The organism is Candidatus Streptomyces philanthi (genome assembly GCF_059553635.1).
Genome location: NZ_JCANQV010000378.1, coordinates 1 through 4625, shown reverse-complemented (window position 1 = coordinate 4625; position 4625 = coordinate 1). Strand labels below are relative to the sequence as shown.

The following is a 4625-nucleotide window of genomic DNA, read 5'->3' as shown; positions in this document are numbered from 1 at the left end:
GGCCCTGGACGCCGGTACGGTCCTCGGCCCGCCGCAGATCGGCCTGCTCGCCGCCCTCGGCCGCGGCACGGTCCGCGTCCGCCCCCGCCCCCGCGTCGTCGTACTGTCCACCGGCAGCGAACTCGTCCAGCCCGGCGAGGCGTTGGGCCCCGGTCAGATCCACGACTCCAACAGCTTCCAGCTCACCGCCGCCGCGCGGGACGCGGGCGCCCTCGCCTACCGCGTCGGCGCCGTCGCCGACGACGCGGCGACCCTGCGCGCCACGCTGGAGGACCAGCTGATCCGGGCCGACATCCTGGTGACCAGCGGCGGTGTCAGCGTCGGCGCGTACGACGTGGTCAAGGAGACGCTCTCCGAGATGTCCGCCGAGGACGGCGCGGTCGAGTTCCGCAAGGTCGCCATGCAGCCCGGCAAGCCCCAGGGCTTCGGCCTCATCGGCCCCGACCGCATCCCGCTGCTCGCCCTGCCCGGCAACCCCGTCAGCGCCTATGTCTCCTTCGAGATCTTCGTCCGCCCCGCCATCCGCGCCCTCATGGGCCTCACCGATGTCCACCGCCCCGTGACCCCCGCCCGCTGCACCGAGGCCGTCACCTCGTCGCCGAAGGGCCGCCGCCAGTTCCTGCGCGGCACCTACGACCCGCACGCCGGTACGGTCACCCCCGTCGGCGGCGCGGGCTCCCACCTCGTCCAGGCCCTCGCCCGTTCGAACGCGCTGATCACCGTCCCCGAGGACACCACCGAGGTCCCGGCGGGCGGCACCGTCGACATCGTCCTGCTCGGCTGAGGGCTGTCCCGCCAGGGGTGACGGGACAGCCCTTGGCGCCGGGCCGCCGGGGTCTTCAACCGCTGGTCCTTGAAGTCGGGTAAGTGCGCGTAGCCATGCGTAAGTGAGTGTCGTTGTCAGAGCGTGGATCTCACGGAATGGGCGAGGAAGCACGGTGTACATCCGCAGACCGCGTACCGCTGGTTCCGGACGCTACCGGTGCCGGCTCAGCGGGCCGGCCCGCGCACGATCCTCGTGTGGGGGGCAACGCCGCGCCCGGGGCAGCCGGCGGGCTGGGCCGTATGCCCGCGTCTCCTCACACGATCAGAAGGACGGCCTGGAGCGCCAGGCCGCCCGGCTGGCCCGGTGGGCTGCCGCCACGGGCCACCGGGTGGTGCGAGTGGAGTGCGAAAGCGCCTCCGCCTGGTCGTGCTGGACGACGGCGAGGCCGAGGGCGACCTGGTGCGGGACATGGCGGAGGTGCTGACCTCGTTCTGTGCCCGCCTGTACGGGCGCCGGTCGGCGAAGAACCGTGCCCGCAAGGCCCTGGAGGCCGCCAAGCGTGGCTGACCTCCGTCCGATCGATCCGCCGTTTGTTGCTCCCGGGCCGTCCGGTGTCGCGATCCGCACCAGCCTCAAGCACCTCACCAGCGAGGATGACAAGGTGTTGCGGCTGGTCGGCGCGCACCTCGGCTCCCTCGCCTCGAAAGATCTCAAGCGCAGGTGCGCTGACGGGCTGGAGCACTCCACGGACATGTGGGCCGAACGGAAGCGGGCCCTGACGCAAGAGTCGTCGTCGCGGTGGGCCGGGGCGATCACGAAGGCCAGCCATGATCAGTGGGCGCTCTCCCGCCGCGCTCAGCTCGCTCACATCCAAGGGCTGGAAGCCGGCATCAAGGCGATCGCACACCGGCGTCGGGGCGACGAGTGGGCCGACCGCGTCGGCGCGAACCGGGCGGTGACCTACCGCATCCATCACGACGCGGAGCGAGGCCGCTGGTATGTGACCGCGTCGTGGACGATCCCCCCGGCTCTGACCGTGCCCCTGGCCCAGGCCCGCACCGGTGGTCTGACCGGTGTGGACACCAACGCCGACCACCTGGCCGCCTGGCGGCTGGACCAGCACGGCAACCCGGTGGGTGAGCCGCGCCGCTTCTTCTACGACCTGTCCGGCAGCGCGGACCACCGGGACGCCCAAGTGCGGCACGCCCTCACCCGGCTCCTGCACTGGGCCGCACGGCACAACCTGTCCCTCGCGGTCGAAGACCTCGACTTCACTGCCGGGAAAACCCGGGAGAAACACGGCCGCCGCAAGCTCATCTCCGGCATGCCCACCGCCAAGCTACGCGCCCGGCTCGTCAGCATGGCCGCCGAACTCGGCATCACCATCGTGGCCGTCGACCCGGCGTACACCTCCCGCTGGGGCGCCGAGCACTGGCGGAAGCCCCTCACCTCGAAGACCCGCAAGACCACCCGCCACGACAGCGCCGCCGTGGCGATCGGACGACGCGCCCTCGGACACCGTATCCGGCGACGGACGGCACCGCCCCACGACGACCAGAGCGATCGTCGTGGGCATCGGACCGCCCCAGGCCGGACACGGCACCCGCGGACGTGAGGAACCCCGCCCCCGCGTTCCCGGACCACGCACAGGATGCGTGCCGCCCGGACGCGGAGCGAACGCGGGCGACCAGTGCATCCACAACCGTTCGGGATGCGCCAGATGTGCAGGTTCGGGTCCATGACTCACTCCTGCTCACTGATGACGAACGGTACGGTGTCGTCCCACACGCGGCAGCAGACCGGGAGAACGATGAGCAGCGGCCAGCACCACCTCACCCATCTCGACGCGGCGGGCGCGGCGCGGATGGTCGACGTCACCGGGAAGGACGTCACCGCCCGTACCGCCCGCGCCACCGGCCGCGTCCTGGTGTCCGAGCGGGTCGTGGCCCTGCTGCGCGGCGAGGGGGTCCCCAAGGGCGACGCCCTCGCCACCGCCCGCCTCGCCGGCATCATGGGCGCCAAACGCACCTCCGAGCTGATCCCGCTCTGCCACCCCCTCGCCCTCTCCGGCGTCACCGTCGACCTCGACGTCACCGACGACGCGGTGGAGATCACCGCCACCGTGCGCACCACCGACCGCACGGGCGTCGAGATGGAGGCGCTCACCGCGGTCTCCGTCGCCGCCCTCACCGTCATCGACATGGTCAAGGCCGTCGACAAGGCCGCCGTCGTCACCGACGTCCGCGTCGAGGAGAAGACCGGCGGGAAGTCCGGCGACTGGAGCCGCGCATGACCACCGGGCACGCACTGGTCGTCACGGCCTCGAACCGTGCCGCCGCCGGCGTCTACCCCGACCGCGGCGGCCCGCTGTGCGCCGAGGGCCTGACCGCCATGGGCTTCACCGTCGACGGACCGCGGGTCGTCCCGGACGGCGCCCCCGTCGAGGCGGCCCTGCGCGACGCCGTCGTCGGCGGCCGCTACGACGTGATCCTCACCACCGGCGGCACGGGCCTGTCGCCCACCGACCGCACCCCCGAGGCCACCCGCGCCGTCCTCGACCGTGAGATCCCCGGCATCCCCGAGGCGATCCGCGCCGCGGGCCTGGCCAAGGTGCCCACCGCGGCGCTCTCCCGCGGCCTCGCCGGCCTCGCCGGACGCACCCTGATCGTCAACCTCCCGGGCTCCACCGGCGGGGTCCGCGACGGCCTCGCGGTCCTCGCCGGCCTCCTGCCGCACGCCGTCGAGCAGATCCGCGGCGGCGACCACCCCCCGTCCGACGGGAGCCCCCGCTGAACGCCCCCTGGCCGGTCGTCCTCACCGAACAGGACATCGTCCTCCGGCCGATAAGACTGCGTGACCAGCGGCAATGGCGGGAGGTCAACCAGCGCAACCGCGACTGGCTGCGCCCCTGGGAGGCGACCGTCCCGCCGCCCCCGCCCGGCGTACCGGTGCCGCACCGCCCGACCTACCGCCAGATGGTCCGCCATCTGCGCGCCGAGGCACAGGCCGGGCGGATGCTGCCGTTCGTCGTCGAGTACCGCGGCCGGATCGCCGGGCAGCTGACGGTGGCGGGCATCACCTGGGGATCGATGTGCTCGGGCCACATCGGCTACTGGGTGGACAAGGAGGTCGCGGGCCGCGGTGTCATACCGACCGCCGTCGCCCTCGCCGTCGACCACTGCTTCCGCACGGTCGGGCTGCACCGCATCGAGGTCTGCATCCGCCCGGAGAACGCCCCGAGCCGCCGCGTCGTGGAGAAGCTGGGCTTCCGTGAGGAGGGCCTGCGTCCGCGCTATCTCCACATCGACGGCGCCTGGCGCGATCACGTCGTCTACGCGCTCACGGCCGAGGAGGTGCCGGAAGGGCTGCTCGACCGCTGGCGGAAGCGGGAACCCGGCACATCCCACAAATGAAATAGGTGTTCGAATTCCTCCACCATTTGGCCGCATTCACAGAGTGGCCATCTCAACAATCACAAAAAAAGTTCGAGATATCAGCCAGATCGTGCGACACACCGGCTCGATTGGCGGATCGCCCCGCGTAAACCCCTCTACCGTGTGAGGTGTGAGAAGCAGCGGCCTCATCTACGCAGTCATCGTCGGGGCCTGGGCTGCCTATTTGGTGCCGATGTGGCTCCGTAGGCAGGACGAGCTGAACGAAGCCCGTCCCACCGAGCGCTTCAGTACGGCCATCCGCCTCCTGTCCGGCCGGGCGGCCATGCAGCGCCGCTACGACAAGGAGCAGCGCGAGGCCCCGGCCGACGACCCCGGCGACGACTGCGACCCGGACCTGGCGGACGACCCCGCCGACGTCCCGCCCTTCCACGACGGCCCGGCGACCGACCCCCGCGGCCGGGGCG

The 4625-nt window shown here is 72.2% G+C and carries 5 protein-coding genes and 2 pseudogenes; all 7 read left to right on the top strand.

The window, feature by feature from the left end:
- A partial coding sequence (locus AC51EU_RS27265) for a molybdopterin molybdotransferase MoeA (protein ID WP_496269746.1) occupies positions 1 to 784 on the top strand: 784 nt, incomplete at its 5' end.
- A 123-nt stretch (positions 785 to 907) separates the two neighbouring features.
- Positions 908 to 1333: pseudogene (locus tag AC51EU_RS27260) on the top strand (recombinase family protein).
- Positions 1326 to 2527: pseudogene (locus AC51EU_RS27255) on the top strand (nuclease/transposase family protein); the annotation flags it as partial. The pseudogenes AC51EU_RS27260 and AC51EU_RS27255, both read left to right, overlap by 8 nt.
- Positions 2528 to 2576: 49 nt before the next feature.
- Positions 2577 to 3059, top strand: coding sequence for a cyclic pyranopterin monophosphate synthase MoaC (gene moaC / locus AC51EU_RS27250; protein ID WP_496269745.1), 483 nt, complete (start codon positions 2577 to 2579; stop codon positions 3057 to 3059).
- Positions 3056 to 3559: a MogA/MoaB family molybdenum cofactor biosynthesis protein gene (locus AC51EU_RS27245; RefSeq protein WP_496269748.1), complete on the top strand. Its 504-nt coding sequence runs from the start codon at positions 3056 to 3058 to the stop codon at positions 3557 to 3559. The genes moaC and AC51EU_RS27245 overlap by 4 nt, the downstream gene beginning before the upstream one ends.
- The gene (locus AC51EU_RS27240) at positions 3556 to 4179 is read left to right on the top strand and encodes a GNAT family N-acetyltransferase (RefSeq protein ID WP_496269747.1); all 624 of its coding nucleotides are present in this window, start codon (positions 3556 to 3558) and stop codon (positions 4177 to 4179) included. The genes AC51EU_RS27245 and AC51EU_RS27240 overlap by 4 nt, the downstream gene beginning before the upstream one ends.
- A 151-nt stretch (positions 4180 to 4330) precedes the next feature.
- A partial coding sequence (locus AC51EU_RS27235) for a SepX/GlpR family protein (protein WP_496269744.1) occupies positions 4331 to 4625 on the top strand: 295 nt, incomplete at its 3' end.

Bases quoted from the DNA above. Each gene is read 5' to 3' on its own strand.
- AC51EU_RS27245 (WP_496269748.1), top strand. From the start codon at position 3,056: ATGACCACCGGGCACGCACTGGTCGTCACGGCCTCGAACCGTGCCGCC.
- moaC (WP_496269745.1), top strand. From the start codon at position 2,577: ATGAGCAGCGGCCAGCACCACCTCACCCATCTCGACGCGGCGGGCGCG.